This window comes from Limibacillus sp., from assembly GCA_037379885.1.
Classification (GTDB): domain Bacteria; phylum Pseudomonadota; class Alphaproteobacteria; order Kiloniellales; family CECT-8803; genus JARRJC01.
On record JARRJC010000020.1, the window covers coordinates 1 to 25,952 of the forward strand.

The 25,952-nt window shown below is 67.2% G+C and carries 17 protein-coding genes and 1 pseudogene; 6 read left to right on the plus strand and 12 right to left on the minus strand.

Going from position 1 to position 25,952, the window contains the following annotated elements; all coding sequences use genetic code 11:
- Positions 1 to 65 precede the first annotated feature (65 nt).
- From P8X75_08120 to P8X75_08130, 3 genes are all read right to left on the minus strand, one after another.
- Positions 66 to 1,712, minus strand: coding sequence for a hypothetical protein (locus tag P8X75_08120; GenBank protein ID MEJ1995169.1), 1,647 nt, complete (start codon positions 1,710 to 1,712; stop codon positions 66 to 68).
- 100 nt (positions 1,713 to 1,812) lie between these two features.
- A complete protein-coding gene (locus tag P8X75_08125; GenBank protein MEJ1995170.1) occupies positions 1,813 to 3,417 on the minus strand; it encodes a hypothetical protein in 1,605 nt (534 codons plus the stop codon).
- 81 nt (positions 3,418 to 3,498) lie between these two features.
- Positions 3,499 to 4,839 carry an MFS transporter gene (locus P8X75_08130; protein ID MEJ1995171.1) on the minus strand — a complete coding sequence of 447 codons (1,341 nt, stop codon included), beginning with the start codon at positions 4,837 to 4,839 and terminating at the stop codon, positions 3,499 to 3,501.
- Positions 4,840 to 4,891: 52 nt separating this feature from the next.
- Here P8X75_08130 and P8X75_08135 point away from each other — a divergent pair, with 52 nt between their 5' ends.
- Positions 4,892 to 5,770, plus strand: coding sequence for a hypothetical protein (locus P8X75_08135; GenBank protein MEJ1995172.1), 879 nt, complete (start codon positions 4,892 to 4,894; stop codon positions 5,768 to 5,770).
- Between the two features lie 27 nt (positions 5,771 to 5,797).
- On the opposite strand, the gene P8X75_08140 is transcribed toward P8X75_08135, so the two are convergent.
- A complete protein-coding gene (locus tag P8X75_08140; protein ID MEJ1995173.1) occupies positions 5,798 to 6,712 on the minus strand; it encodes a pirin family protein in 915 nt (304 codons plus the stop codon).
- Positions 6,713 to 6,877: 165 nt separating this feature from the next.
- Here P8X75_08140 and P8X75_08145 point away from each other — a divergent pair, with 165 nt between their 5' ends.
- Positions 6,878 to 8,203, plus strand: coding sequence for a mechanosensitive ion channel (locus tag P8X75_08145; GenBank protein MEJ1995174.1), 1,326 nt, complete (start codon positions 6,878 to 6,880; stop codon positions 8,201 to 8,203).
- On the opposite strand, the gene P8X75_08150 is transcribed toward P8X75_08145, so the two are convergent.
- The 7 genes and pseudogenes from P8X75_08150 to P8X75_08180 form a co-directional block, all read right to left on the minus strand.
- Positions 8,166 to 10,001, minus strand: coding sequence for an adenylate/guanylate cyclase domain-containing protein (locus P8X75_08150; protein ID MEJ1995175.1), 1,836 nt, complete (start codon positions 9,999 to 10,001; stop codon positions 8,166 to 8,168). The genes P8X75_08145 and P8X75_08150 overlap by 38 nt on opposite strands.
- A 27-nt stretch (positions 10,002 to 10,028) precedes the next feature.
- Complete coding sequence (locus P8X75_08155; GenBank protein ID MEJ1995176.1) at positions 10,029 to 10,457, minus strand: heme-binding protein; 429 nt, start codon at positions 10,455 to 10,457, stop codon at positions 10,029 to 10,031.
- A 30-nt stretch (positions 10,458 to 10,487) separates the two neighbouring features.
- Complete coding sequence (locus tag P8X75_08160) at positions 10,488 to 11,186, minus strand: SDR family NAD(P)-dependent oxidoreductase (GenBank protein ID MEJ1995177.1); 699 nt, start codon at positions 11,184 to 11,186, stop codon at positions 10,488 to 10,490.
- Positions 11,187 to 11,322: 136 nt separating this feature from the next.
- The gene (locus tag P8X75_08165) at positions 11,323 to 12,420 is read right to left on the minus strand and encodes a BMP family ABC transporter substrate-binding protein (GenBank protein MEJ1995178.1); all 1,098 of its coding nucleotides are present in this window, start codon (positions 12,418 to 12,420) and stop codon (positions 11,323 to 11,325) included.
- Positions 12,421 to 12,476: 56 nt separating this feature from the next.
- Positions 12,477 to 13,397, minus strand: a complete 921-nt coding sequence (locus P8X75_08170; protein ID MEJ1995179.1) for an ABC transporter permease — start codon at positions 13,395 to 13,397, stop codon at positions 12,477 to 12,479.
- Positions 13,394 to 14,459, minus strand: a pseudogene (locus P8X75_08175) (ABC transporter permease). The gene P8X75_08170 and the pseudogene P8X75_08175 overlap by 4 nt, the downstream one beginning before the upstream one ends.
- 3 nt (positions 14,460 to 14,462) lie before the next feature.
- Entirely contained in the window at positions 14,463 to 16,022 is a 1,560-nt protein-coding gene (locus tag P8X75_08180) for an ABC transporter ATP-binding protein (protein ID MEJ1995180.1), read from the minus strand.
- Positions 16,023 to 16,263: 241 nt separating this feature from the next.
- Here P8X75_08180 and P8X75_08185 point away from each other — a divergent pair, with 241 nt between their 5' ends.
- The 4 genes from P8X75_08185 to P8X75_08200 are packed head-to-tail and all read left to right on the plus strand — an operon-like array spanning position 16,264 to position 23,455.
- Positions 16,264 to 16,869 carry an XRE family transcriptional regulator gene (locus P8X75_08185; protein MEJ1995181.1) on the plus strand — a complete coding sequence of 202 codons (606 nt, stop codon included), beginning with the start codon at positions 16,264 to 16,266 and terminating at the stop codon, positions 16,867 to 16,869.
- Between the two features lie 41 nt (positions 16,870 to 16,910).
- On the plus strand, positions 16,911 to 19,352 hold the full coding sequence (locus tag P8X75_08190) for an FAD-dependent oxidoreductase (GenBank protein ID MEJ1995182.1): 2,442 nt from the start codon (positions 16,911 to 16,913) through the stop codon (positions 19,350 to 19,352).
- Positions 19,353 to 19,362: 10 nt separating this feature from the next.
- Positions 19,363 to 21,834 carry an FAD-dependent oxidoreductase gene (locus P8X75_08195; protein ID MEJ1995183.1) on the plus strand — a complete coding sequence of 824 codons (2,472 nt, stop codon included), beginning with the start codon at positions 19,363 to 19,365 and terminating at the stop codon, positions 21,832 to 21,834.
- A gap of 52 nt (positions 21,835 to 21,886) precedes the next feature.
- Positions 21,887 to 23,455: a trimethylamine methyltransferase family protein gene (locus P8X75_08200; protein ID MEJ1995184.1), complete on the plus strand. Its 1,569-nt coding sequence runs from the start codon at positions 21,887 to 21,889 to the stop codon at positions 23,453 to 23,455.
- A gap of 9 nt (positions 23,456 to 23,464) precedes the next feature.
- On the opposite strand, the gene P8X75_08205 is transcribed toward P8X75_08200, so the two are convergent.
- Complete coding sequence (locus tag P8X75_08205; GenBank protein ID MEJ1995185.1) at positions 23,465 to 25,885, minus strand: transketolase; 2,421 nt, start codon at positions 25,883 to 25,885, stop codon at positions 23,465 to 23,467.
- Between the last annotated feature and the right edge of the window lie 67 nt (positions 25,886 to 25,952).

Here is a 25,952-nt window from a genome sequence, read left to right on the forward strand (position 1 = left end):
CAGTCACTCTGTTGCCAAAATAACACGCTTGGCCTTTGCGCTTCCGGCAGGGACGGGTCGGAAGCTTATTCTCGATTTTTCATAGACTTCGCCCGGTACGCCTCGATCAAGCCGTCGTGCCCTGGACCTCTCCGCAAGTAGATCGTCAGCCCTTCCTCGCTCTCGAAGGCCTTGGCGTAATCGGGGTGAAGATCAAGCAGCGCCACCAGGGGAATTTTCTTGTTCATGATTACATAGGAGAAGTTCCCCGCCTCGAAGGGCTCGCGCCATTCAGGCCCGCCGGAGATCATCTCCTCATACCGATCGATGAAGTCATCGCCGTAGAGATCGGCCCGGCCATCGATGTAGACGCGCCGCTCCGGGTAGAGTTCGTGGATCAGGAAACCGCCGAGCCCGTATTGATTGAGCATGGGGCCTTGCAGGTCGTTGTCTTGGATGAAGGTGACCAGGCCGGTCCAGCTCGGTTCGGTCTTCTGAAGGTGCTTGGGCAGCAGCACGGCGCCCGCCACCGCGATCACCAGCAAGCAGGATACCGCCGAGAGCAGGATCGTCTCGGCGCGCGGGGAGAGATCCTCCCCGGCCTTGGAGGCATCGCGCTTGAGAAAACGCAGACCTCGCGTCTGTAGCGTTCGCCGCCACGCGGCTTTCAGGGGTTCGAGAGCGCCGGCGCCGATGGCCTCCCCGGCGAACACGATCATCACCATGACCGTGAAGGGCGCGTGGCGCATGGAGGTCAGGCCGGCCAGCACGGTCAGCAGAGGGATCGCGGTCTCGGTCAAGTCGGGACGGCGGCCCCGGCTGATCACGAGCGCGAAGAAGGCCAGCAGCGCGACCAGATACCAGCGCGCCATGAACTCGTGGAAATCGAAGGAGGCCCATTCCGCGATGAAGCTCTGGCTCGCCGACTGTCCCATGACATAGAGCGGGTAGAGGAGGTGCGCGGGACCTTCCGGATTCAAGAAGGAGCCGAAAAGGCTGATCACCGCGCTGGCCCACAGCGCCTTCAGATAGGCACCCTCCGGCCGTCTATCCCGTTCGCCGAGATAGAGGCGGATGGTCTCCAGCGCTGCGAAACAGAAGAAGAAGGCGAGGGCGATGAAGTAGCCCCCGTGGAGGTTGACCCAAAGAGGCATCAAGAGGGGGATCAGGAACAGCCCGCGCAGCCGGTCCTGATAACGCGCGCGCCACAAGGCGCGCAGCAGGAGGGCAAAGAAGAGATAGGTGAAGAGGTGCGGGCGGGGCACCACGAAGACCATGTAAGCCGAAAGCATCAACAGAACCAGCAGCAGGCCCAGGAAGGGATTGCGGATTCGCTCGTTCGCGACTGAAAGGCAAACGGTCAAAGCGCCGGCGCCCAGAAGCGCGCTCACCACCAGGATCAAGTCCTCCCCGCCCAGCAGGTGAAGGCCGTAGAGCAGCACCTGGAAGAGCCATTCATGGAGGTTCCAGGCCTTGCCTTCGACGCTGTAGGAGAAGATATCGCCCTGCGGCAGCGTCCCGTGGAGGACGATCCACTCACCTGTCTTCACGTGCCAGTAGTAGTCGGGATCGATGATTCCGCCATCGAGACTTCCAAAGAGCCTGAAGGTGAAGATGAAGGTGAGCACGAGACAGCAGACGAGGAGCATCCTCGCCTCGGGCCGGGCCGCGCGGTCATGCTCGCTGGACCGCGCGGAACCGGGCGCGGCGAAGGGCAGGCTTGTGTCCGTCATGTCGCTGGTCTCAGACTTTCTGCGGGTCACTCGTCGGGCATTTCCCTAAAATTATAGGCAGCAATTGGTAACCGGGGGCTTAACCGCATAGCCGGAATCCTCAACAGGCATGGACAGAGCCATCGCCCGGGCTCTCCGCCTCTTCCGGTAGAGCCAGCCTGCCGTTCGGCCCGGCCCGGCGGACAAAGAGCGCGAAGCCGGCCTCCTCGCAGACCAGGCCGAAGACGGGATCCATGAGAAGCAGCGAAGCCAGGACCGAGTCGCTGTAGATCACCAGATACTGCGCATCCCAACGCTCCAGACTTTCGCGCCACCCCACACCCTTACTGGTCGCGCCGACCACCTCCTCGACGAAGGCGTCGCCGAACATATCCGCCCGGCCATCGATCAGAACGGGTCGTTCAGGGCCAAGCGCATGGATCAGGTATCCTCCGATCCCATAGGCGTTGTAGAGCGGACCGCTCACAGCCTCGGCGCGGATCAAGGCCGTCATGGCGCGCGGTTCGATCGCCTCCATGCGCTCCCAATAGCGCGGGTTGAAGGGCATGATCAGCAGTCCGGCCAGCAGCAGGGGCGCCGCCGCCCAGCGGAGCTTGGAAAGCAGGGCGTCGCCCGCTGCCGCCTTCCCCCTCTCCGCTTCGCGCCAGCGTTGGAAGCGCGGCATCCGAGAGAGCATCAAGGCGCCGTAGGCCGTCATCACCAGCGTGGCGTAAGGGGCGTGACGAACACTGGTGAGCGCCGCGCCAAGGGTGATCAGCGGCACAAGCAGCTCGCTCAAGCCCAAGCGCCTCGGGACAAGGCTCGCCAGGAAGAGATAGGCGAGAAAGCTGACAAGCACCCACTTGTTGTCGAGCTTATGGAAATCGAAAGAGCCCCACTCCGCGATCAGCTTGTTGGCCGACATGGACATGACTTCGAAGGGATAGAGATAGCGCTCCACCCCATCGGGATTGAGGACGACGGCGATGGTTGAGAGCAGGACGGCCATACCCAGGTAGCGCAGATAGCGGCCCTCCGGACGGTTCTCGTCGGCGAAGATCCGGCTAGCGCCATCCAGGACAAGATAGGCCAGCGCGACGCTGAGGCCGATGACGTATCCGCCATGCAGATTGACCCACAGAAGCATGATCGGCGGCAGCCAAAGCAGCAGACGGCAGCGCCCCTCATAGCGGGCGCGCCAGATCAGGGTCAGCCAAAGGGCGAAAAGCAGGTAGGAGAAAACCTGCGGACGCGGCGAGACGTAGTTCAGAAGCCCGGCCGAGAAGAAGAGCGTGAAGGCCGCCGCCACCAGAGGGCTGCCTAGCAGGCGCGCCGCAATTCGATAGACGAGAAGCAGCGCGCCGCCGCAAAGCGCGGCGACGAGCAGCAAAAGCCCCTGCCCTCCGCCGAGATCGTAGGCCAGAAACAGAAGCGCCTGCGCCAGCCATTCGTGCAGCGCCCAGGGCGCGTCGGCAAAGCTGTGGGAGAAGATGTCGCCGTCGGGCAAACGACCCTCGGCCAGGATCCAACGGCCGGTTTCCAGGTGCCAGAAGTAGTCGGTATCGAAGAAGCCGGTCGCCAGCGCCGACTGAACCGCGAAGACCGCCGCGAGCGAGAAGAAGGCCCAGGCCGAGAGGTTGACGCTCCACGCGCCGGGAGCCGCCGCTCCGGCTACGGCCTCGCTCTCTTCAGCGACTCCTGCTGCGCTGCCCGCTTCCCAGGTCATGGGTTGGCCCGCGTCCCCTCGGTTGTATCTGTAACATTCTATCTTTTTTAGATTCGAGGGGGAAGCGGCAGCGCCCGCGCCTCAGTCCTGCGCCTCTCCCAGACGGGCCGTGGCCAGAAGTGCGAGGAGCGCCGTCACGGCGATGGCCGCGAGCGCCCAGAGCAGGCTGATCGACATGACCGCGCCGATCACAGCACCGAACACCAGCAGGATCACCCCGATCGCGCTGTTGGAGAGCGCGACGTATTGGGAGCGCTTATCCTCCCCCGCCATGTCGACCAGATGGGTCTTGCGGCCGATGCGCACGCCCGCATGGGCGATGCCCAGGACGAACAGCAAGACGCCATAGAGCCAGAGCGACCCGACCAGTCCGGACCCGCTTGCAGCAAGGGCCAGGGTGGCGGCGGCCAGGACGCCGGTCAGGGCCGCGCCCAGCATCATGGTCTTGCGGCTGGAACGGTCGGAGAGCGCGCCCCAGACGCTGGAGCTGACCGCGCCCGCGATGCCGGTCGCGACCACCAGCAGGCCCAGGGTGGCGATGTCGGACCCCAGGTTGCGCTGCGCCAGCGCCACGTAGATGGGTCCGGAAAAGGCGCTGCAAAGAAGCAGACTGCGCGCCAGCAGGAAGCGCTGGAGGTCCGGCTCGCGCAGCAGGTCACGGAGCTGGTCGGCCAGCACTTCCTTCAGGCCGCGCCCGCCATCGGTCGCGCCCGGATGCTCCTCGATGGCCGCGTAGGTCGCAGCGCCCAGAAGCCAGGAGCAGCCCGCCGCCGCGATCATGCCAAAGAGCAGCAGGTCCGAGCGCCCCTCTTCGGGTGTGAAGATCAGATACAGTCCGGTGAGCCCGGTCACGACGCCGGAGATGCTTGAGGCGTAGCCGTTCACCCGCCCGCGCTTCCGCTTCGCGACGGTCTTGCCCAAGGTGTCCTTGGAGGCGACCGAAGAGACGCCCCGCGCGAGGGACTGCACGACGAGCAGCGCCAAGACCGTCCAGCCCGCCGCGGCCCCCTCCATGCCCAGGCCCGCCACCAGCGCCATCAGCAAAACGGAGCCGCCCTGCGCCAGACTGCCTGCGACCCAGAACCACTTGCGCACGGCATAGCGGCGCACCGCACTGCCGAACAGCATCTGAGGCAGCAGCGCCAAGGATTCGCGGACCGGCACCAGCATGCCGATGAAGAAGCCGGGCGCGCCCAGAACCGCGAGCAGCCAGGGCAGCACGACCTTCGCGTCGGCCAGTCCATCGCCGATCTTGCTTAAGGAAAGCGCAGCGCTCTGAAGCAGAAAGTTGCGCGGCTGGTCGTTGCAGTGCGCATCGGATATGTCGCGGCAGAGGCGCGCGTCCTCCTCCCCGACCGCCAGTTCGTAGAGAGAGACGACCAGATCCTTGTCTTCCTTCCGGCCCTCCGTCGCCGTCGCCACTTATGCCTCCTTCCAGTTTTGTTTCCCGCTCCGGGTGACATAGAGTTATGCCATGGAATCACCAACCCGAAACCCTGGCCGGTCCGCGCGCCAACGCCGATCAGGCTTCGCCACAAGCCTGATCGCGCCCCTGCTGCTTGCGGCCGCCACCGGCAGCGCCGCGGCGCAGGACCTGACGGTCCAGAAGCTCTCCTGCCAGGGCAACGAGCCCTTTTGGTCGCTGGAGATCAGCCAGGAGGAAGCGCGCCTCACGGAGATGGGCGAAACGGAGCGTCTCTTCAGGGGCAGTCTCTCGCGGCTCGACTATCTGGACCCGCCCTGGAGCGTGTGGCGCGGGCGCGGGCAGCGTGACGAGGGTGCTGAAGAGCCGCGGGAGAGCGATCTGGTCGCGGTGTTTCGCGCCGAAGTCTGTCTCGACAGCATGTCGGAGGAGGGCGGCCCCTTCGACCGGCGCGCGGTCCTTACCCTGCCCGACGGGCGGTTGGTCTCGGGCTGTTGCCGGGCCGCCGTCGGTCTCGACGCCAACGAGGCCCCGCTGGCCGATTTCGAGGATGTCGCGCGCGGCGACTGGACCGGGTTCCTGCCCCGCCTCGCGGAAACGCTCACCGGCTGCGTGGACAAGGGCTTCGTCGGACCCGTGGACAAGGTTCTGGGCGCCTGGCCGCTCCCGCGCGACCAGGGACTGGTCCGCGCGCTGATGCAGGATGGCGCGCGTCAGGACTGCGTCGCCGAGCAGGCGAGCGGCCAGGTTCTGCTGAGCGACGCGGTCTCCGACCGCGCGGCGAAGGGCCGCTCGGAGGGCGACCCCTCATTTTACGCCGCCGCGCTTGGTCCGCCGCTGGCGACCTGCGGTCGCCTGGAAAAAGTGGTGCTGCCGGAAAAGGGCATGCTCGGCTGGCTTCACTACAAGGGGCCCGATTGCAGCTTCTAACCAACGTCCGTCATTCCGGCAGGGGCCCTATTCCGGAAGGGGAATGAAGTCCTCTTCGTCCGGCACCGGATCGAAGCGTCCCTCCTTCCAGTCCTGCTTGGCCTGCTCGATCCGCTCCTTGCGGGTCGAGACGAAGTTCCACCAGATGGTCCGCGCCTCCGGCAGGCTCGCCCCGCCCAGCAGCATCAGGCGGCTGTCCTCCAGCGCCTTGATGGAGGGCGCGCGCCCCTCGCCGTAGACGGCCATGGCGAAGGGCTCCAGGGTCTCCCCGCCGGTCTCGGCCCGGCCCTCGGCCAGATAGGCGGCGCGCTCGGCATGCTCCTCGGGCAGGGCCAGTTCCGCGCCCGCCTTCATGCGCAGCTCCAGATAGAAGAGCGGGGAATGGACCGCGACCGGCGAGCTCTCGCCATAGGCGGACCCGGCGATCAGCGTCATCTCGCAGCCCTCGAAGCCTTCGATCCTCGGCAGGCTGCCTTCGGGATAGTGCTGGAAGCTGGGATCCGTCTCCTCCTGGTCGGCGGGCAGCGCGATCCAGGCCTGGATGCCATAAAGGCGGCTGTGGCTGTCGCGCACTTCCGGCGCGGTCCGCTCCGAATGGACGATCCCTCGGCCCGCCGTCATCCAGTTCACGGCGCCCGGGCGGATCGCTTGCAGGTAGCCCAGCGAATCGTGGTGAAGGATCTCTCCCTCGAAAAGGTAGGTCAGCGTGGCGAGCCCGATGTGGGGGTGCGGGCGCACGTTGATGCCCTCACCCGGCGGAAAATCCGCCGGGCCCATGGCGTCGAAGAAGACGAAGGGTCCGACCTTGCGGCGCTGGGCGACCGGCAGCAGGCGGCGCACGGAGAACCCGCCCAGGTCGCGCTCACGCGGTTGGATCATCAGCTCGACCTGTGCGCTCTCACAGCTCCTGCAATCGGGGCTCTCTGCCGGCTGCCAACTCATGTGCGCTCATCCTCTTCCTTGCAGCGGTTCGACGTTCGCGAAATCCTACCCGCGGGCCGGGGCGTTATAAAGACATCAGAGCGTGTTACACTTTGACGAAACCCCGCTTGACGAACACTGCCTGACGAGCCCGCCTCGCAGCCATTCGAACGGAGCCCCTGGACCTTGGACCAATCCCCCGGTTTCTTCGACAGTGTCAACCTCCAGAACCTGCTGATGGAGTTTGAGTTCTGGGCGCGCACGGAGCTTCTGACCCTCACTTCTCTCTTGCAGTTGATCCTGATCGCCATCGCCTCGGCGGCCGCCTATCTGCTGGCGCGCCCCCTCGCCGCGCGGCTGCGCAGCCGGCTCACCGGGGGCAAGGGCTTCGAGCCGCCGCTCGCGCGGGTGCCGAGCGAGCTGCCGCTGCTTGTCTTCCCGGTGCTGTTGCTTCTTGCGCTGGTCATCGCCGAGGCGGGCGTGACCGCCGGAGGCCTGCCCAGCAAGTTCATCGAGAGCGCGGTCAGCCTGACGCTCGCCTGGATCGTCATCCGGGCGGGAACCACGCTGATGGCCAGCCAGGAGGCGGCCCGCGTGCTAGCCAGCGTGGTCTGGTTGCTGGCGGCGCTTTCGATCCTCGGCCTGCTGGACTACGCGACGGAGCTGCTCGATTCCTTCGCCTTTTCCATCGGCTCGCGGCGGATAACGCTGCTGATCGTGGTCAAGGGCCTGGCGATTCTCGGCATTCTGCTGTGGCTGGCGCAGCTGCTGTCGCGCTTCCTGTCGCGGCGCATTCAGCGCTCGGCGATGCTGACGCCCTCGATCAAGGTGCTGACCGAGAAGGGCCTGAAGGTGGCGATCATCGCCGCCGTCTTCCTCTTCACCCTGGACTTCGTCGGCGTCGACCTGACCGCCTTTGCCGTCTTCACCGGCGCGGTCGGCGTGGGCGTGGGCTTCGGCCTGCAGAAGGTCATCTCCAACCTCATCTCCGGCTTCATCCTCTTGATGGACCGCTCGATCAAGCCGGGCGACGTGATCGAGCTGGAGGAGACCTTCGGCTGGGTGACCTCTCTCGGCGCGCGCTATGTCGCGCTTTCGACGCGGATCCCCAACGAGGATCTCATTACCCAGCGGGTGATCAACTGGTCCTACTCGAACCAACTCTTGCGCCTGCCGCTGAAGTTCGGCGTCTCCTATCACTCGGACGTGCGCAAGGCCATGGAGCTGTCGATAGAGGCGGCCAAGGGCGTGGCGCGGGTCCGGCAGGACCCGGCCCCGGTTTGCCGCCTGACCGGCTTTGGCGATTCTTCCGTCAATCTTGAGCTTCGGGTCTGGATCAGCGATCCGCAGGGCGGCGTGATGAACGTCACCAGCGAAGTCTTCCTGGCGCTCTGGGACCTGTTCAGGGAGAACGGGATCGAGATTCCCTTCCCGCAGCGCGACCTTCACATCAAGGAGGGCGCGGAACTCTCGGTCAGGATTCAGGGCCCGAAAGCAGACGATACACCTTGACCGTCCCGCTGCGTCCGCGCAGCTGCACCTCGCCCTTGTCCTCGCAGACGAAGTCCGGCCCCAGCAGCGCCCGCACGTCGCCGGAGATCAGGATGCAGCACTCGGCCTCGCGATCGGCCTGGGCCGCCATTTCCTTGCCCAGGCTTTCCAGGCGCTGACCGGTGTTCACGGCATCGCCGATGATGGTGTAGTTGACCCGCTCCGCCGAGCCGATGTTTCCGACCACGACCGGGCCCGCGTGGAGGCCGATGCGAAGCCGCAAGGGCGCCTCCCCCGCCGCAAGGCGTAGGGCGTTGTCCCGCTCCAAGGCCTGGGCGATGGCCAGCGCGGCCCGCGCGGCGCGCAGCTCCGCGTCCGGCTGCGGCTCGGGCGCGCCCCAGAAGGCCATCAGGGCATCGCCTATGTATTTGTCGATGGTCCCGCCCTCGGCCTCGACCGCCTCCCCCAGAAGCGCAAAGTGATGGTTCAGAAGCGTCGAGACCTCGCGCGCCGGCATGGTCTCCGAAAGGCTGGTGAAGCCCACGATGTCGGTGAACATGATGGTCAGCCGGCGCTCCTCGCTCTCCGGGCCCTGGGTGAGCCCCGCTTGAATCAAGCGCCGAACCAGGCCCCTCGGCACGTAGAGCGCGAAGAGCTTCAGCCCGCCGACCATGGCGTCGAAGGCGCGCTGCGCATCGTCCAGCTCGCGCAGGCGCGAGCGCCCGAAGCCCGGGTGGCGCTCGAACTCCAGCGCCTCGATCTTCTTGGCCCCTTCGCGCAGGCGCTTGATCGGCCGCGCAAGACCCCGCCCCAGAAGGACGCCGCCCAGGAGCGTCAGGGCGATCAAGGCGCCAGCCAGATAGAGGAGGGTGTAGAGCCTGCGTATCTGTTCATCGACATCGCTGGCCAGGGTCACGGTGCCGATGGTGAAGGGCGTGGCCGTAAAGCCCGTGAGCTGGCGGTAGAACCCGATGTAGTAGACATCGGCCAGTTGGAACCAGCGCACTTCGAAGCGGTCGCTGCGGTAGCGCTCCGGCGGCTCTTCGGTACGCCCGAGGAAGAGCCGCGACAGCAGCGGATCGGAAAAGGCCTGGACCTTCGGCAAGGGGTCTTCCTGGGTCAACCCCGGAAAGGTCCATTGCAGGAGCGGGTGGGCGACGACCCGGTCCCGGCCCAAAAGAATGAAGGACGTTCCGAAGTTCGCCGCGCCCTGCGCGTCCGAGAGACGCTCCAGATAGAGCGAGAGTTCCCCGATGCTCACCCCGAGAACGAGGACCCCCTTATAGTCCTCCGCCGCGTTGACGGGCACCCGGTAGTTGAGCAGCGGCGCGCTGTACTGCGGCGGCAGAACGAACTCGCCCCAATAGCCGCCCGCCCGGCTCCTTGCGTCGTCCAGAAAAGACTGAATGGTCGGCGTGGTCTCGCCATCGGGCGCACGGGTCTCGGAGGAAGGATTGCGCTGGACCCCATAGTAGCCGCCATCCAAGCCGAAGTAGGCGACGCCCGATAGCTGCGGATAGCCCGCCATGGCGTTGCGCAGAAGCGCCATGATCTGATCGTCGCGCGGCTCGCCGGGATCGAGCATGGCCGCGCGCTCGAGCCTCTCCTCCAAGGCGGTTCCGAGGAACTCGATCGGCCTCAACTGCGCCTCGATCCGGCTGGCGAGCTGGTTCAGCAGAAGCTCCACCTTGTCGCGGTTCAGCTCCGCCGTGTTGCGCTCGGCGACGGAGAAGGAAAGAAAGAAGATCAAGCCGGCCACCAGCACCGCCGGCAGCGTCACCGCGGCGGCCAGCAGGACGGTGATGGGAAGCCGCCGCATGGCCTTTCTTGTCTCCTACAGCCTCGATCAGCCGGTATCGCCCTCGAAGCCCGCGGCCTCGATCCCCGCCAGCGCGCAGATCTCGTCGTTGTCCGAGGTGTCGCCGGAGATGCCGACCGCGCCGATGATCTCACCGTCCTTCCTGATCAGGACGCCGCCGGGAACGGGCACCACCTTGCCGTCGGCCAGCCCGTTCAGCGCCTGCACGAAGAAGGCCTGCTCCTGCGCCCGCTTGAAGAGCCCGCGCGAGCCCATGCCGACGCCGAGGCCGCCATAGGCCTTCCCGCGCGCGATCTCGAAGCGGAGGTTGCTGGCGCCGTCTTCGCGCTCGAAGGCCTTCACGTGGCCGCCGGCGTCCAGCACCAGGACGGCCAGCGGCTTCAGGCCGATCTCCCGGCCCTTGGCGAGCGCGGCGGCGATGATCTTGCGGCTGTCTTCGAGCGTGAGGGCGGTCATGGGCAATCCTCTTCCTGCTTGCCGTCGGGCTCAGAACCGCTCGACCCAGGGGCGGAGCGCGATCTCAAAGGTCCAGGCGCTGCGGTCCTGTTCCAGGGCGTGCCAGTAGCTGCGCGCGATGGCGTCGGGATCGAGCATCGAATCGGGCTTGTCCGCCGGCTCCTCGCGGCCCGGATTGCGGATCGCGCCGTCGATCACGAAGTGGCAGACATGGATGCCTTTCGGCTGCACCTCGCGCGCCAGGCTCTCCGCCATGCCGCGCAGCGCGAACTTGCCCATCGCGAAGGGTGCCGAAAGGGGGTAGCCCTTCACGCTGGCGGACGCGCCGGTGAAGAGGATCGCGCCGCTGCCCTTCGGCTCCATGCGCTTGACCGCTTCGCGCGCCACCAAAAAGCCGCCGAAGGCCGTGACCTGGACGGCCTTGCGCACCGCCTCGGGGTCCAGTTCGGCGAAGGCGCCGCGCACCCGGGCGCTGGGGTTGTAGACCACGACGTCGGGCGCAGCCCCCTCGGCGTCCAAGCTATCGAAGAGCCCGGCGACCGAGGCCGGGTCCGAAGCATCGCAGCCGTGGGCCTTGCCGCCGGTCTCTTCGGCCAGCGCCGCGAGCTTGGCGCTGTCGCGCGCCGCCAGCCGAACGCTCAGTCCCTTCGCGGCGAAGAGACGCGCGAGCGAGGCGGAGAGGCCCGCGCCCGCCCCGACGATCAGCGCCTGTTTGTATGCGGCTTTCACCCTGCTGCTTCCTTCTGCGGCCTTTGGTCCGGAGCCACAACGCTAGTCCAGGCGGGCCGCAAAAAGAAAGAGCGCGCTGGCGGGCCTCGATGAAACCCGCCCGGCGCGCTCTCCGCCTTTCAAGAAACGAGAGGCCTTACTGCGGCAGTTTCTCGTCGATCCCCTGCACGTACCAGTTCATGCCGAGCAGCATGCCCTCGTCCGCGACTTCCCCCGCGGCGACCTTGATCTCGCCGTTCTGGTCCATGATCGGACCGGTGAAGGGATGGAACTCGCCCGACCGGATCTTGGCGACCATGGCCTCGGCCTCGGCGGCCACGTCGTCGGGCAGGTTCGTGTAGGGAGCCATGACCACCATGTCCTGGGCGAACCCGCCCCAGGTGTCCTGGCTCTCCCAGGTGCCGTCCATCACCGCCTGCGTGCGGGCGATGTAGTAGGCGGACCAGTCGTCGATGATAGCGGTGTACTGGGCTTCCGGGGCGAACTTGATCATGTCGGAGGCCTGGCCGAAGCCATGCACGCCGCGCTCCCCGGCGACCTGAAGCGGGGCCGGGCTGTCGGTGTGCTGGGTGATGATGTCGGCGCCCTGGTCGATCAGCGCCTTGGCGGCGTCGGCTTCCTTGCCCGGATCGAACCAGGAGTTGACCCAGACGATCTTCAGCTTGAAGTCGGGATTGACCGACTGCGCGCCCAGCATGAAGGAGTTGATGCCGCGCACCACCTCGGGGATCGGGAAGGAGGCGACGTAACCGGCCGTCCCGGTCTTCGACATCTTGGCGGCGATCTGGCCGATCACGTAACGGCCTTCGTAGAAGCGCGCCGAATAGGTCGTGACGTTCTCCGCCCGCTTGTAGCCGGTGGCGTGCTCGAACTTCACGTCCGGGAAGCGCTCGGCCACCTTCAGGGTCGGGTTCATGAAACCGAAGGAGGTGGTGAAGATCAGATCCGCGCCCTGGCGCGCCAGACGCTCGATCGCGCGTTCGGCGTCGGGGCCCTCGGAGACGTTCTCGACGAAGAGCGTCTCGACCTTATCGCCGAACTTCTCTTCGATCGCCAGACGCCCCTCGTTGTGCTGGTAGCTCCAGCCATGGTCGCCGATGGGACCGACGTAGATGAAGCCGACCTTGGTCGGGCCGTCGTCCGCCTTTGCTGTGTCGGGGGCGATAGCGGTGGCGGAAAAGCCGAGCGAGACCGCAAGGGCGAGCCCGCTCAGAAAGGTGGTGCTGCGTTTCATTTTATGTTCCAAGCCTCCTTGATGACTGATTTTCGTCTTGGTCTTTTGGGCAAGCCTTAACGGTCGGGTACGAACACCCGCCCCAGCGCGCGCGGCGTGTTGCTGCTGGCGGTCAGGCGGTTGCGCGAGATGATCACCAGCACGGCGATGGTGGCGAGGTAGGGCAGCGCGGACAGAAGCTGGGACGGGATGTCCACCTCCGCCGCCTGCGCATGGAACTGAAGGATCAGCACCGCGCCGAAAAGATAGGCGCCGACCGCCGCGCGCAGGGGCAGCCAGCTGGCGAAGACCACCAATGCCAGCGCGATCCAGCCGCGCCCGGCGGTCATGCCCTCGGTCCACTGCGGTGTGTAGGCGAGTGGCAGGTAGGCCCCGGCCAGCCCGGCGCAACCGCCGCCGAACAGGACCGCGAGGTAGCGGATGCGCAAGACCGGATAGCCCAGCGCATGGGCCGACTCGTGGCTGTTGCCGACGGCGCGCAGCACCAGACCCGCGCGGGTCCTGAACAGGAACCAGGAAACGCCCGCCAGCAGCGCGAAGGAGAAGTAGACCAGGACGTTCTGGCCGAACAGCACCGGCCCCAGCAACGGAATGGCGCTCAAGCCCGGAATCTCCAGGGCCGGCAGATAGCGCCCCGGCTGGCCGATGAAGGCCTCCCCGATCATGCCCGAGAGCCCCAGGCCCAACAGCGTCAGGGAGAGGCCCGAGGCGACCTGATTGGTCGCAAGCGTCAAGGTCAGGAACCCGAAGAGCAGCGCCAGGGCCATGCCGCCCAGCGTGCCGAACAGCAGCGCAAGGATCATGGAGTCGAAGTAGTAGATGCCCGCGAAGGCCAGCACGGCGCCCATGATCATCATGCCCTCGACCCCCAGGTTGAGCACGCCCGAGCGCTCCACCACCAGTTCGCCCAAAGCAGCGATCAGAAGCGGGGTCGCCGCCGTCACCACGGTCAGGAGAAGGGCTTCGATACCGGTCATTCGGCGGCGCTCCTTTCAACCTTCGCGCCCGGCGGCGGACTCGGCGCCCAGCGCAGGCGATAGCGGATGAAGGTATCGCAGCCCAGGACGAAGAACAGGATCATGCCCTGGAAAACCCGCCCGATCTTGTCGGAGATGCCGAGCACGATCTGCGCGGACTCGCCCCCGATGTAGGTGAGCGCCAGGAGCAGCCCCGCGAAGAGGATGCCGATGGGATTGAGGCGGCCCAGGAAGGCCACGATGATGGCGGTGAAGCCGTAGCCGGGCGAGATGGTCGGGCGCAGCTGCCCGATCGAGCCGGAGACCTCGGCGATCCCGGCAAGACCGGCCAAGCCGCCGGAGATCAGGAAGGCGCCCAGCACGGTCTTGCTGCGCGAGAAGCCGGCAAAGGCCGCCGCGCGCGGCGCCGCACCCACCCGCCAGCAGGAAGCCCATGACCAGCACCGCGATCACGGCCAGGATCGTTCCGCCGTGGACACGGCCCGACAGCGCGGGCATCACCCCGGCCTCCACGAACAGGCGCGATTCCGGGAAGTTGTAGCCGTCGGGATCGCGCCAGGGACCGCGCACCAGCCAGTCGAGCAGAAGCTGCGCGACGTAGACCAGCATCAGGCTGACCAGAATCTCGTTGGCCCCGAAGCGGGTCCGCAGGATCGCGGGTATCGCCGCCCAGGCCATGCCGCCCAGCGTGCCGAGCAGCAGCATCAGGGGCAGCAGCAGCGGGCTTTCCCAGCCGTGGAAGACGATGGGCAGCAGCGCGCCCAGAATGGCACCGGCGGTGAACTGCCCTTCGGCGCCGATATTCCAGGTATTGGCCAGGAAGCAGACCGACAGCCCCAGCGCGATCAGCACCAGCGGCGTCGCCTTGACGATGATCTCCTCCAGCGACCAGATCTCGGTCCAGGGCTCGATGAAGTAGACGTGCAGCGCGGCCAGCGGATCGTGACCCAGGGCCGCGAAGAGGAGGCCGCCGAAGACCACGGTCAGGCCCAGCGCCAGCAGCGGCGAGACCAGGGTCATGAGCCGCGAGTGCTCAGGGCGCTTTATCAGCTCCAGCCGCATCGCCTAGTGCTCCCCCGCCCCGCCCATCAAAAGGCCGATCTTCTCGCGGCCGGTGTCCCGCCGGGCCACGGGCGGCGAGAGCCTGCCCTTGGAGATGACCGCCACGCGGTCGGAAATCTCCAGCACCTCGTCCAGGTCCTGGGAGATCATCAGCACCGCCGAGCCGCGGCGCGCCAGATCGACCAGCGCCTGGCGGATGGCCGCCGCCGCACCCGCATCGACGCCCCAGGTCGGCTGGCTGACCACCAGCACGCCGGGCTCGCGCTCGATCTCCCGCCCGACGATGAACTTCTGAAGGTTGCCGCCGGAAAGCGCCTTGGCCTCGACGTCCGGATGGGCCATGCGCACGTCGAAGAGCTCGGCCAGTTTGCGCTCCAACCGGCGCGCCGCGCCCAGGTTGAGGACGCCGCGCGAAACCAGCCCGTCCTCCGGACGCTGGCGGGTCAACAGCAGGTTCTCCGAGAGGCGCATCTCGGGCACCGCGCCGTGGCCCAGGCGCTCTTCCGGCACGAAGGCCGCGCCCAGACGGCGGCGGCGGCGCGGGCCGAGCCGTCCCGCCGCCACGCCCTCAATCTCGATCTGGCCCGCTCCCGGCGCCCTCATCTCGCCGGAGAGCGCGGCGAAGAGCTCGTCCTGTCCGTTCCCGGCGATCCCGGCGAGCCCCAGTATCTCGCCCGCCCGCAGGTCGAAGGAAATGTTCTCCAAAGCGCAGGCGAAGGGCCCCGGCGCGGGCAGGCTGAGCCCCCGGACGGAGAGGCGCGTGCGCGCCGTCCCGGCGGCGGGCTTTTCCAGCTCCACCGCGCCCACCTCGGCGCCGACCATCATGCTGGCGAGGGAGGCGGCGCTCTCCTCGCGCGGGTCGCAGCGCGCCACAACCTTGCCGTGACGCAGGATCGTCGCGGTCTTGCAGAGGCGCTTCACCTCCTCCAGCCGGTGAGAGATGTAGAGGATCGCGCAGCCCTCGGAGGCGAGACGCTCCAGCGTCTTGAAGAGCTCGTCGGACTCCTGGGGCGTCAGCACCGAGGTCGGCTCGTCCATGATGATGAGCCGGGGCTCCTGCAGCAGGCAGCGCACGATCTCGATCCGCTGGCGCACGCCGACGGAGAGATCGGCGACCCGGCTGTGCGGCTCCAGAGGCAGGCCGTAGTCGAGGGAGACCTGACGCAGCCGCTCGGCGAGCCCGCTGCCCCAGGCGGCCTTGGGAAGACCCAGGGCCACGTTCTCCACCACCGTCAGCGGCTCGAAAAGGGAGAAGTGCTGGAACACCATGCCGATGCCCAGCGCCCGCGCGTCGGCGGGGTTCGCGATGGCGACCGGCTTGCCGCGCCAGCGGATCACGCCCGCGTCGGGTTGCAGGGAGCCGTAGAGGATTTTCACGAGAGTGGACTTGCCCGCGCCGTTCTCGCCGAGCAGGGCGTGGATCTCACCGGGATGGATGGCGAATTCCAGGGAATCGTTGGCCAGCAGATCGCCGAAGCGTTTGGTGACGCCTTCAGCCGCGAGAAGAGGCTGGCTCGTCCGGGCGCTTTCCTGCCGCTCGGCGCTCTCTGCAAGACCTTCCAACTGGATCCCCCGAACCTTTGGACCCGGCGGCGCTGCCGCGCTTCTTTCGTTGCAGTGCAACAACCCGGAAAGATTGGGAAGATAGAGCAAGGCGGGCGGCCTGACTAGTCTCTAGGAAAGCGGCGAAGGACGGGCGCCACAGGGCGTCCGGCCCGCCGGATAGACGCTGAAAATCTGATTGCGCCCGACAGGCTTCCGTGAAAAAATCCTCGAAATTTTCATTCTCGCGGAGCGCGATGAAATGACCGCCCCGGTCGCAGGACTGCCCAGAGGAGACGCCGGTAAACTGGCGCCCAAGACCGGCAGTCTTGGCGGGGACCTTCGCGCGCTGCGCCGGGCCCGCGGCCTGACGCTCACCGAACTCGCCACAGCCATCGACCGCTCGGTCGGTTGGATCAGCCAGGTCGAACGCGGCCTTTCCGAACCCTCCATCTCAGACCTGCGCCGCTTCGCGGCCCTGTTCGGCGTGCCGCTCGGCTTCTTCTTCTCGAACGAAGAGTCCGCAGAGCGCGAGCGCAGAAACATCGTCCGCCACGCCAACCGCCGCACGCTGGGCGACCGCGCGGACGGTCTCTTGGAAGAACTGCTCTCGCCCGACCTGGGCGGCAGCTTCGAGGTTTTCCGCTCGGTCTTCGAGCCGGGCAAGGAGCTGAAGGAAGCCCAGCTCCGCCAGACGGAGGAGGCCGGGTATCTGGTCTCCGGGCGGCTCGACCTTTGGATCGGCGATCGGCTCTTCCACTTGGAGCCGGGAGATTCCTTCCGCTTCGATCATGAGCCTTTCCGCTGGCGCAATCCGGGCAAGGAACCGGCCGTGGTGATCTGGGTCATCGCGCCGCCGGTCTACTGAACCGCCCCTTTCAAAGAAAAGCAGAACAGGGAACCACCATCATGGCCGATCTACCCTCCACAGCCCGCGTAGTCGTCATCGGCGGCGGCGCGGTGGGCTGCTCCGTCCTCTACCACCTGGCTCTGATGGGCTGGCGCGACTGTCTGCTTTTGGAAAAGAACGAGCTGACCTCCGGCTCGACCTGGCATGCGGCGGGCAACTGCCCGACCTTCTCCGGCTCCTGGTCGATCATGAAGATGCAGCGCCACTCGACCAGCCTCTACAAGCGGCTGGCCGACGAGGTCGACTACCCCATGAACTACCACAACACCGGCTCCATCCGCCTGGCGCACAGCCGCGACCGCATGGAGGAGTTCCGCCACGTCTGTTCCATGGCCCGCCATCAGGGCATCGAGTTCGACTTGATGACCCCCGCGGAGATGCAGGCCGCCCACCCCTTCCTGGAGGTTCACGACATCGAAGGCGGCGTCTGGGACCCGACCGACGGCGACATCGATCCCGCGCAGCTGACCCAGGCGCTGGCCAAGGGCGCGCGCGACCTGGGCCAGAAGATCATCCGCTTCGCGCCGGTCGAGAACGTGACGCGCACGCCCTCCGGCGAGTGGGAGGTGACCACGCCGCTCGGCAAGGTGACCTGCGAGATCGTGGTGAACGCCGCCGGCTACCGGGCCGCCGAGATCGGGCGCTTCTTCGGGCGCGACATCCCTTGTGTCACCATGGCGCACCAGTTTCTGGTCACGGAGTCCATTCCGGAGCTTTCGGCGCGCAGCGAGCAGGTGCCGCTGCTGCGCGACCCGGACGTCTCCTATTACCTGCGCCAGGAGCGCGACGGCCTTATCCTCGGCCCCTACGAGTGGCAGGCGACGCCGCACTGGGTGTCCAAGGACGACCCCATGCCGAGCGACTTCTCCTTCCAGCTTTACCCCGACGATCTGGAGCGGCTGGAGTACTACATCGAGGACGCCTGCCGGCGCGTTCCCATCCTGGGCACGGCGGGCGTCTCCAAGGTGATCAACGGCCCGATCCCCTACACCCCCGACGGCAACCCGCTGATCGGACCCATGCCCGGCGTTCCCAACGCCTATGAGGCTTGCGTCTTCTCCTTCGGCATCACCCAGGGCGGCGGCGCGGGACGCGTGACGGCGGAGTGGATCGTCAACGGAGAGACCGAGTGGGACATGTGGTCGGTCGACCCCCGGCGCTTCACCAGCTACGCCACCAAGGAGTACACCCGGGCCAAGGCCGTGGAGCTCTATCAGCGGGAATACGCCATCGGCTTCCCGAACGAGGAGAGGCCCGCCGGACGGCCGGCCAAGACCTCGCCGCTCTACGGCATCCTGAAGGCCAAGGGCGCGGTCTTCGGCGCGCGCGCCGGGTGGGAGAGGGCCTGCTGGTTCCCGCGCCCCGGAAAGGACGACCCGGAGACCCCGCTCACCTTCCACCACGCCAACTGGTTCGAGGCCGTGGGCGAGGAGTGCCGCGGCGTGGCCGAGGGCGTCGGCATCCTGGATCTGCCCGGCTTCTCCCGCTTCGAGATCGAGGGGCCGGGCGCCGCCGCCTGGCTGGAGAGCCTGATCACCGGGCGTTTGCCCAAGGTGGGCCGCATCGGGCTGGTCTACTTCGCCGACGAGGGCGGGCGGATCGTCACCGAGATGACCGTGACCCGCTTCGCCGAGGAGCGCTTCTGGCTGATGACCGGGGCGGGCGCGGAATGGCACGACCGCGACTGGCTCATGGCCCATTGGCCCCAGGACGCGGGCTTTACCCTGGAGAACGTCTCCGCGGCCTGGGGCACGCTGGTGCTGACCGGCCCGAAGAGCCGGGAGGTGCTGGCCCAGGTCTGCGAGAACGACCTCTCCTCCGCCGCCTTCCCCTGGCTCAGCCACCAGCCGGCGGTGATCGGCATGGCGCGCGGCCATGCGCTGCGCGTCTCCTACGCCGGAGAGCTGGGCTGGGAGATTCACGTTCCCATGGAGCAGTTGGCGGGCGCCTACGAGCAACTCTGGCAGGCCGGCGAGGCCCACGGCATCCACGACTTCGGCATCTACGCCCTGGAGTCCCTGCGGCTTGAGAAGGGCTACCGCTCCTGGAAGCTGGACCTCTCCACCGACTTCACGATCCTGGAGGGCGGGCTGGAGCGCTTCGTCGCCTGGGACAAGGGCGACTTCGTCGGCAAGGCCGCGCTGGAGAAGGAAAAGCAGCAGGGGTCGGCCACCGGCTTCGCCACCCTGACCTTCGAAGAGGACTTGAGCGCCGAGGCGCCCTATCTCTCGACCGTCTGGAAGAACGGCGATCAGGTCGGGCTGGTGACCTCGGCGGGCTATGGCCACCGGATCGGGCGGTCCCTCGCCCTCGTCAACCTGCGCAGCGACCTGATCCGGGTCGGCGAGGCTTTGGAGGTCGAGATCCTGGGCGAGCGCAAGGCCGCCCAGGTGGTGGAGGGCCCGCTCTACGATCCCGCCAACGAACGGCTGAAAGCCTGAGGAGACGGTCATGAGCGGCATTCCCACCCAGGCCCGCGTCGTCATCATCGGTGGCGGCGTGATCGGCTGCTCGGTCGCCTACCACCTGACCCAGCTCGGCTGGCAGGACGTGGTGCTGCTGGAGCGCAAGCAGCTTACCTCCGGCACCACCTGGCATGCCGCCGGTCTGATCGGCCAGCTGCGCGCCACCTACAACATGACCAGGCTCGCCAAGTACTCGGCCGAACTCTACCGCTCGCTGGAGCAGGAGACGGGCGTCGCCACGGGCTTTCGCCAGCACGGCTCGCTGGCGCTGGCGCTTTCCGACGACCGCATGGAGGAGCTGTCGCGCGGCGCCTCCATGGCCCACACCTTCGGGCTGGAGGCCGAGGTTCTGAGCGCGGAGGCCTGCGGCGATAAATACCCGCTGGTTTCCCTCGACGGGGTCAAGGGCGGCGTGTTCCTGCCGACCGACGGGCAGGCCGATCCGGCCAACATCGCGCTGGCGCTGGCCAAGGGCGCGCGCAACCGGGGCGCCAAGGTCTTTGAGAACGTGAAGGTCACCGGCGTGCGTCAGGACAAGGGCCGCGTCACCGGGGTCGAGACCGACCAGGGCCCGATCGAAGCGGAGTACGTCGTGAACTGCGCGGGCATGTGGGGCCGGGAGGTGGGCGCCATGGCCGGTGTTTCCGTGCCGCTGCACGCCTGCGAGCACTTCTACATCGTGACCGAAGCGGTGGAGGGCCTGCCCGGCAATCTGCCGGTGCTGCGGGTCGCCGATGAATGCGCCTACTACAAGGAGGACGCGGGCAAGATCCTGCTGGGGGCCTTCGAGCCGAACGCGAAGCCCTGGGGCATGGAGGGAATCCCGGAAGACTTCTGCTTCGACCAACTGCCCGAGGACTTCGACCACTTCGAGCCGATCCTGGAAAAGGCCGTGGCGCGCATGCCCAAGCTCGCCGAGGCGGGCATTCACACCTTCTTCAACGGGCCGGAGTCCTTCACCCCCGACGACCGCTACCTACTGGGCGAGGCGCCGGAGTTGAAGAATTTCTATGTCGCCGCCGGGTTCAACTCCATCGGCATCCAGTCGGCGGGCGGCGCGGGCAAGGCACTGGCCGAATGGATGGAGGGCGGCGAGCCGCCCTACGACCTCTGGGACGTGGACATCCGGCGCATGCAGCCCTTCCAGGCGAACCGCAGCTATCTGAGCGAGCGGGTCAGCGAGACCCTGGGCCTGCTCTACGCCGATCACTATCCCTACCGCCAGTACGCAACATCGCGGGGCGTACGTACGTCACCCTTGCACGACCGGCTGGCTGAACGGGGCGCTTGCTTCGGCGAGGCGGCGGGCTGGGAGCGGGCCAACTGGTTCCTGCCCCCGGAGGCCGCCGCCAAGGGCGAGACGGCGGAGTACCGTTATTCCTGGAAGCGCCAGAACTGGTTCGACTACGCCGCCGCCGAACACCGTGCGGTGCGCGAGGGCGTCGGGCTTTTCGACATGACCTCCTTCGGCAAGATCCGCGTCGAGGGGCGCGATGCGGAGGCCGTGCTTCAGCGGCTCTGCGCCAACGATGTCGCGGTCGAGCCCGGCCGTCTGGTCTATACACAGTGGCTGAACGAGCGCGGCGGGATCGAGGCCGATGTCACGATCACCCGCTTGTCCGAGACCTCCTTCCTGGTGGTGACCCCCGGCGCGACGCTCAGGCGCGACCTCTCCTGGCTACAGCGCCACACGCCGGAGGAGGCGCACTGCGTCGCCATCGACGTGACCGCCGCCGAGGCCGTGATCTGCGTCATGGGCCCCAAGTCGCGAGACCTGCTCCAGGCCTTGACGCCGCAGGACCTGGGCAACGACGCCTTCCCCTTCGCCACGGCGCGGGAGATCGAGATCGGGCAGGGTCTGGCCCGTGCGCACCGCATCTCCTACGTCGGTGAACTGGGCTGGGAGCTGTACGTGTCAAGCGACATGGCCGTTCATGTGTTCGACTGCATCGCCGAGCGCGGCCAGGACAGCGACCTGGCCTTCTGTGGACTGCACGTACTGGACTCCTGCCGTATCGAGAAGGCCTTCCGCCATTTCGGCCACGACATCACCGACGAGGACCATGTCCTGGAAGCCGGTCTCGGTTTCGCGGTCAAGACGGACAAGCCCGCCGGAGCCTTCGGCGATTTCCTGGGCCGCGAGGCGGTCCTGAAGAAGAAGCAGAGCGGCCTGGCGCGGCGGCTGGTGCAGTTCAAGCTCAAGGATCCCGAACCGCTGCTCTACCACAACGAGCCGATCCTGCGGGACGGCAAGATGGTCGGGCGGCTCACCTCAGGCAACTACGGGCATTGGCTGGGCGGGGCCATTGGTCTCGGCTACGTGCCCGCCGAGGAAGGCGAGGACGCCAAGACCCAGTTGAGCTCAAGCTACGAGATCGAGGTGGCGGGAACGCGGGTTCCCGCCGAGGCGTCGTTGAAGCCGCTCTACGATCCCAAGGGCGAGCGCGTGAAACTGTGACGATGCGAACCAAAGAGAATTTCGAGGAAACCCTGTTATTAGGAGTCCGGCCATGACAGCCGAACAAGAGCTCCCCACCGAAAGCCGCCGCCGGGGCGGCCGCGAGGCCCGCCGGGCCTTGCGCGCAGCACCGCTGGCCGAAGACATCAAGCCGATCCGTCCCGGCATGGAGGGCGGCACCTACAAGGCGCTCGACGAGGCCGGGATCCAGCGCATCCACGCGGCGGCGCTGGACGCCCTGGAGCAGATCGGCCTCGGCCAACCCATCCCTTCCTGCGTCGAGTACTGCGAAGCGGCGGGCGCGAAGCTGGGCGACGACGGACGCCTGCGATTCCCCCGCGCCATGATCGAGGACACGCTCGCCAAGGCGGGCCGGGGCTTCACGCTCTATGGCCGGGACGAGGCCTTCGACATCCATCCGGGCGGAACGCGGGTCCACTATGGGACCGCGGGCGCCGCCACCATGATGGTGGATGTGGCCGAGCCCGGTTATCGCAACGCCACGGTCAAGGATATGTACGATGCCGCACGGATTGTTGAGGTCCTCGACAACGTGCACTTCTTCCAGCGGCCCATGACGCCCTGCGACGTGGAGGACCTGCTGGAGCTGGACATCAACACGCTCTATCCGGCGCTGGCCGGCACGCGCAAGCACGTGGGCTGCTCCTTCACGGTCGGCGAGAACATGGAGACGGTCTTCGATCTGCTCCATCAGGTCGCCGGGAGCGAGGCGGCCTGGCGCGAGCGGCCTTTCGTCTCCAACTCCAACTGCTTCGTCGTCCCGCCCATGAAGTTCGCCGAGGACGCCTGCCGGGTGCTGGAGGCCTGCGTGCACGGCGGCATGCCGGTGCTGCTGCTCTCGGCGGGACAGGCCGGGGCGACGGCGCCACCGGCGCTGGCCGGGGCGGTGGTGCAGGCGACGGCGGAAGTGCTGGGCGGCCTCGCCTACGTCAACGCGATCAAGCCGGGCGCGCCCGCGATCTTCGGCACCTGGCCCTTCGTCTCGGACCTGCGGACCGGCTCCATGTCGGGCGGCTCCGGCGAACAGGCTCTGCTGAGCGCCGCCTGCGCCCAGATGGCCCAGTTCTACGACCTGCCGGGCGGCGCCGCCGCCGGCATGGCAGACTCCAAGCTGCCGGACATGCAGGCCGGGTGGGAAAAGGGGATCTCCAACGTCATGGCGGGCCTCTCGGGCCTCAACATGGTCTACGAGGCCGCGGGCATGCATGCCTCCCTGCTGGGGTTCTGCTTTGAGACCCTGATCCTGGACAACGACCTGATCGGTCAGTGTCAGCGCTGCGTGCGCGGCATCGAGGTGACGGAGGATTCAGTCTCGCTGGAGGTGATACGGAACGTCTGCACGGAAGGGCCCGGCCACTACCTGGGCCACGAGGCGACCCTGACCCTGATGCAGCGCGACTACGTCTATCCGGAGATCGGCGACCGCACGAGCCCCAAGGAGTGGGTCGAGAAGGGCAAGCCGGACCTCGTCGAGACGGCCAGCGCCCGCAAGCGTGAGATCCTGGAGGGCGCGCACCCGCGCCACATTTCCAGCGAGCTCGACGGGCGGCTGCGCGAGCAGTTCCCAATCAAGCTGCGCCGCTCGGAAATGGGCTGGTAGCGCCGCTGCCTATCCGACGAAGCGGAGCTGCTTGACCGGGCGGCCGGGCGCCATGGCCGCGGCCGCCGCGGCGATGTTGTCCGCGTCGATGCCGTAGTGGTGGTAGAGGTCGGCGATGGTGCCGGTCTGGCCGAAGTGCTCGACCCCCAGGCTCACCGCCCGGTGCCCGTAGACGCCGGACAGCCAGGAAAGCGTCGCCGGGTGGCCGTCGATCACGGTCACCAGCGTGCAGTGCGGCGGCAAGCCCGCCATCAGGCGCTCGACATGGCTGAGTGCATCGGCCTGCCCGCGGATGCGCGCGCGCTGCGCGGCCTGCCAGCCCGCGTTCAGGCGGTCGGCCGAGGTAACGGCCAGTACGCCGACGTCGCGCCGATCTTCCCCGATCATCCCGGCGGCGGTGATGGCTTCGGGCGCGATCACGCCCTGATAGGCGATCACCACTTCGCAGTTGGGGCCGGGTTCGCGCAGCCAGTAGCCGCCGTCGATCACGCCCTGGGTGAACTCTTCCGTGACCGGGCGGGAAATCTGCTCCAGCGGACGGGTCGAAAGCCGCAGGTAGACGGAACCTCCGGTCTCGTCGCGAAGCCAAGTCCGCTCGTTCGGATCGCCCTCCCCATCGCGCTGCATGTAGTCGAAGGCCCAGTGCATGATCAGCGACAACTCATCGGCATAGGCCGGCTCGAAGGAGGCGAGCCCGTCCTGGGAGAGGCCGATGAGCGGCGAGGCGACAGACTGATGCGCCCCGCCCTCCGGGGCCAGGGAAACCCCGGACGGCGTTGCGACCAGGAGAAAGCGTGCATCCTGGTAGCAGGCGTAGTTGAGCGCATCGAGACCGCGCGAAATGAAGGGATCGTAGAGCGTGCCGATCGGCAGCAGCCGCTCGCCGAACAGCGAGTGCGACAGCCCCGCGGCCCCCAACAGAAGGAAGAGGTTCATCTCCGCGATGCCCAGTTCGATGTGCTGGCCTTCGGGCGCGAAGTGCCACTTCTGGGCGCTGGGGATGCGCTCGTCGCGGAAGGTGTCGGCGATGGCGTCGCGCGCGAAGAGGCCGCGGCGGTTGACCCAGGGACCGAGGTTGGTGGAGACCGTGACGTCGGGCGATGTGGTCACGATGCGCTCGGCCAGCGCGCTGTCGCCGCGCGCCAGCTGATCCAGCACCTTGCCGAAGGCGGCCTGGGTCGCGATCACCTTCTCGTCGATCATGACCGGCGCTTCCGCCGCCACCGGCGCGGCTTCCAGACGGCGCCGGCCCTCGGCGTTGAAGGGCACGGTCTCCAGGAAGCTCTTGAGCTCCGATTCAGGTTGGGAGAGGCCCTCGAACGGGTCCCACTCGTGGCCCTTGCGGACCTGCATCTGCTGGCGGAAACCCTCCATCTGGTCGGGCGTCATGAGACCCGCATGGTTGTCCTTGTGCCCCGCCAGCGGCGTGCCCCATCCCTTGACGGTGTAAGCGATGAAGACCACCGGGCGGTCGTGGTCGACGCCCTCGAAGGCCTCGGTCACGGTCTCCAGGCAATGGCCGCCCAGGTTCGCCATCAACTCGGCGAGCTGCCCGTCGCTGCGCTTCTCAAGGAGCGCGGTGACCGGGCCCTGATCGCCGATCTCGTCCATCAGGCGCTTGCGCCAAGCAGCACCCCCCTGGAACATCAGGGCGGAATAGAGCGGGTTGGGACAGCTGTCGATCCAGGCCTTCAGCTTCTCTCCGCCCGGCTCGGCGAAGGCTTCACGCTGAAGCGCGCCGTACTTCAGGGTGATCACGTCCCAGCCGAAGGCGCGGAACACGCCCTCCAGGCGGTCGTAGAGTCCCTCGCGCACCACGCCGTCGAGGCTCTGGCGGTTGTAGTCGATGATCCACCAGGTGTTACGCAGGCCCTGCTTCCAGCCTTCCTGAAGGCATTCGTAGATGTTGCCCTCGTCGAGCTCGGCGTCGCCGACCAGGGCGATCATGCGGCCCTCCGCCCGGTCCTTCGACCAGCCCTTGGAGCGCACGTAGTCCTGAATGAGCGAGGCGAAGGCCGTGATCGCCACGCCGAGACCCACGGAGCCGGTCGAGAAATCGACGTCGTCCACGTCCTTGGTGCGGCTGGGGTAGGACTGCGCGCCTCCGAACCCGCGGAAGGTCTCCAGCTTCTCGCGCGTCTGGTGGCCGAGGAGGTACTGGATGGCATGGAACACAGGCGAGGCGTGCGGCTTGACCGCGATGCGGTCCTGCGGCCGGAGAACCCGGAAATAGAGCGCGGTCATGAGCGTGACCATCGAGGCGCAGGACGCCTGATGCCCGCCGACCTTGATCTCGTCCTTGGGACGCAGGTGGTTGGCGTTGTGGATGGTCCAGGAGGCGAGCCAGAGCACCTTCTGCTCCAGCGCCTTCAGGGTGGTCATGCCCGCAAGCTTCTTGGTTCGGGTTTTGGTCATGCTGTTCTTGGTCATGCCGCGCTCTTCTATGCCCAGGGTTTCTCTACGCTCGGCAGATCATGCCAGAAGCAGCGGGACAGGT